2 protein-coding genes are annotated in these 3890 nt (G+C 74.2%); both read left to right on the plus strand.

All coding sequences use genetic code 11. The features are described 5' to 3' along the window. Nucleotides 1-184 precede the first annotated feature (184 nt). Nucleotides 185-2248, plus strand: coding sequence for a SpoIIE family protein phosphatase (locus tag ACYVE9_RS18455; RefSeq protein WP_461028987.1), 2064 nt, complete (start codon nucleotides 185-187; stop codon nucleotides 2246-2248). A gap of 419 nt (nucleotides 2249-2667) precedes the next feature. Next, nucleotides 2668-3825 (plus strand): ribosome small subunit-dependent GTPase A, encoded by a 1158-nt coding sequence (rsgA, locus tag ACYVE9_RS18460; protein ID WP_461028988.1) that lies wholly within the window; start codon nucleotides 2668-2670, stop codon nucleotides 3823-3825. The last annotated feature ends 65 nt before the right edge of the window (nucleotides 3826-3890 follow it).

The following is a 3890-nucleotide window of genomic DNA, read 5'->3' on the forward strand; positions in this document are numbered from 1 at the left end:
CCGCCCGCGCCACGGAACGGGCCCGGCGGAAGCTGCGGGCGTCGTTCGGGCGCCGCGGCGCCGGGCGGAACGACTGACCGGACCGGCAGCCGGCCGCAGCAGTGGCGATACCGTCACACCGCTCGAAGAATCGGACGAACAGTGACAGAGTGAAGGAGATCGCCGGCCGGTTCGGGGGTGTGGCATGGACACTCAGGATCCCCTGACGGATCCGGCCGTGCCGCCGGGGCGCTGGCCCGCGAGCGCCGACTCCACGCTCGCCCTGAACCGGATGGGCACCTTCGACTGGGACCTGGACGCCGGGGCGCTGCACCTGGACGACTCCGCGCTGCGCGTCATGGGGCTGACGGCCGACGAGTACGACGGCACCCCGGAGGGGCTCGGCCACCGGCTCCCGCCCAGCGAGGGCTCCCGGCTCGACGCCCTGGTATCCCAGGCGCTCAAGCAGGGCCGCAGCTCCTACGGTGCGTACTTCCGCATCCGCCGCCCCGACGGCACACTGCGCTGGACCCACACCCAGGGGCACATCCGGCGGGACGGCGACGGCCGGCCGCGCCGGATCCTGGGCATCATCCGGGACGCCACCGACGAACTCGGCCACTCCACCGACCGCCTCACCCTCGACCACCACCGCCGGCACGAGGCCAGCGTCGTCGAGGAGACGGCCACCGCCCTGGCCTACGCCAGGACGGTGAGCGACGTCGTCGACGTGCTGGAGGGCTCCGGCGGCCTGGGCCGGCTGGGCGCGGTCAGCCTGATGATGGGCTTCGCCGAGGGCAACCGCATCCACCTCGTCGCCGAGGGCCGCACCAGCAGCTTCGTGCCGGAACTGGAGTACACCAGGATCGACGCGGACTTCCCGATGAGTGAGGTGGTGCGCACCCTCACCCCGCGGTTCCTCGTCTCCCGGGAGGAGTTCGCCGCCCGCTACCCGCAGCTGTGGCCGCACATCGCACCGCTGGACGCCTCCGCCGCGGCCTACCTGCCGCTGATCGCGCACGGCCGCCCGCTGGGCGCGCTCGGGCTGCTCTTCCGCCACAAACACACCTTCCCGGCCGGAGAACGCTCCCTGCTCACCGCGCTCACCAGCAGCATCGCGCAGAGCCTCCAGCGGGCGAAGCTCTTCGAACAGGAACTGGAGCTCGCCGAGAGCCTGCAACGCTCGATGCTCCCGCACTCCCTCCCCGACATCCCCGGCATGCGCACCGCGGTCAGCTACCGGCCCGCCCGCCTCGGCCGGGGCATGGGCGGTGACTGGTACGACGTGATACCGCTGCCCGGCGGCCGGGTCGCGGCGGTCATCGGGGACGTGCAGGGGCACGACACGCACGCCACCGCCGTCATGGGCCAGCTGCGCATCGTGCTGCGTGCCTACGCCGCCGAGGGCCACTCGGCGGCCACCGTGCTGTCCCGCGCCTCCGCCTTCCTCCGCGACCTGGACACCGACCGGTTCGCCACCTGCCTGTACGCGGAGATCGACCCGTCCACGGGTTGGCTGCGCATGGTCAGGGCCGGCCATCTGGACCCGCTGCTCAGCCGCGAGGACGGCAGCTGCCGGCCGTTCCCGGTGGCCGGCTCCCTGCCGTTGGGCATGCCGGCCGTCGGCACCCCCGACTATCCGGTGACCGCGATGGAACTGGAGGCGGGGGAGACGCTGCTGATGTTCACCGACGGTCTGGTCGAACAGCCCGGCCTGGACATCGAGGACGGCGTCCGGGAGCTGGCCGCCGCCGTCGGACGCGGCCCCGCCGATCTCCAGAAGATGGCCGAGTGGCTGTGCGAGGCCCCCGGCCGGGCCGGCTCGGACGACATGGCGGTCATGCTGCTCCACCGCGAGGCGCAGCCCGTCCGGCAGCTCGGCCGCCGCCTGCACCAGCATCTGGCGCCCGGCGACACCGGCTCCCTGGCGGCGATCCGGCACATGGTCCGGGCCGCCGCCCGCGCGTGGAACGCCGACGCCTGCGTGCACGACGCGACGCAGGCCACCCACGAGCTGGCCGTCAACGCGCTCCAGCACACCGACGGCGGCGCCCTGGTGACGATCCGGCTGCTGGGCGGCGCCGAACGCCGGCTGCGCGTCGAGGTCGAGGACACCAGCAGCGTGCACCCGGTCCTGCCGGCGCCCGAACGGTCGGGGCGCTGCGGCCGTGGGCTGCTGCTCGTCGACCGGCTGGCCGACGTGTGGGGCGTGGAGTCGCGCGGCGCAGGCAAACGCATGTGGTGCGAGTTCGTCTGCCCCGAGCAGTGAGGCCCGGCCGCTCGCTTCTCCGGGCCTTCCCGGCTTCGGGCCCGCTCCCTCGATCTCCTCGGGCCCGGCTCCGGGCTCCTAGGGCCGCGGGGAAAAGCGGTGGCGCCGCTGTGAGGCGCCCGGCTACGGTGACGTCGTTCGGGCGCGGCCCTGGAGGCCGCCCGCCCGCCGAGACGAGACCCGACACATGGGAGGTGTGACCGATGGCTGTCACCGCGACGAGCGCTCCGCGCCTCAACCAGCTCATCCACACCATTCCCGTGGCCTCCGGCTGACCTCGCCCTCCTCACGTCTCCCGCCTCCTCGCGTTCTCGCGGTTCCCGCGTACTCCGCGGCTCTTCGCGTTCTCGCGGTTCTCCGCGCGGCTGACGTCCCTCGGGTAGGAGCGGGCCGGTGCCACCCCTGTGAAGGGTCACCCGTTGTCCTCCTCTTTCTCCACCCCGTCCACCCCGTCCGCCTCCACCGGCCGTCCGTCCTCGACGGCGGGGGCGGCGGCCGATCCCACTCCGCCCCCGCTCGCCCACTACGGCTGGGACGCCGACTGGCAGACCGCCTTCGAGCCCTACGCCGCGCGCGGCCTGCTGCCCGGCCGGGTCGTCCGCGTCGACCGGGGCCGCTGCCACCTGGCAACCCCGGACGGCACGGTCCGCGCCGACACCGAGTTCGTGACACCGCCCGACCCGATGCGGGTCGTGTGCACCGGCGACTGGGCGGCCGTCGACCCGCCGTCCGACCAGCGGTTCGTACGCGCCCTGCTGCCCCGCAGGACCGCGTTCGTGCGCTCCACGTCGTCCAAACGCTCCGAGGGCCAGGTACTGGCCGCCAACGTCGACCACATCGTGCTCTGCGTGTCCCTCGCGGCCGAGTTCGACCTGGGACGCCTCGAACGCTTCGTCGCGCTCGCCTGGGGCAGCGGCGCCCGGCCGCTGGTCGCGCTCACCAAGAGCGACCTGGTGCCGCAGCCTCAGCACCTGGTGGCGGTCACCGTGGACATCGCGCCCGGCGTGGAGGTGCTGGCCGTCAGCGCCGCCACGGTTGACGGCGACGACACCCTCGCCGCGCTGCTCTCCGGCGGTACGGCGGCGCTGCTCGGGCAGTCCGGCGCCGGCAAGTCCACCCTGGCCAACGCGCTGCTGGGGGAGGAGGTCATGGCGGTGAACGAGGTCCGCGACCGGGACGGCAAGGGCCGTCACACCACCACGACCCGCGAACTCGCCCTGCTGCCCTCCGGCGGCGTGCTCATCGACACGCCGGGGCTGCGCGGCGTCGGGCTGTGGGACGCCGGTACAGGGCTGGAGCAGGCGTTCTCCGAGGTGGAGGAGCTGGCGGCCCGCTGCCGGTTCCCCGACTGCGGGCACGTCAGCGAACCGGACTGCGCGGTGCTGGCCGCGGTGGCGGACGGCTCCCTCGCGCACCGCAGACTGGACAGCTACCGCAAGCTCCAGCGGGAGAACGTCCGGCTGGCGGCCCGTACCGACTCCCGGCTGCGCGCCGAGCAGCGCCGGATGTTCAAGCAGCGGCAGGCGCAGGGGAGGCACATGGGCGAGCTGAAGCGCGGGCCCCGGCGCAGGTCGTAGCCTGGGCGGTCGGGCGGCGCCCGGGCGCCGGGCGTCCGTGAGCGGCCGACGTACCGCTCGCGGCG

This window comes from Streptomyces sparsus, from assembly GCF_054776295.1.

What these genes read in the sequence shown, in the direction of transcription:
- ACYVE9_RS18455 (WP_461028987.1), top strand. Translation starts at nt 185, where the DNA reads ATGGACACTCAGGATCCCCTGACGGATCCGGCCGTGCCGCCGGGGCGC.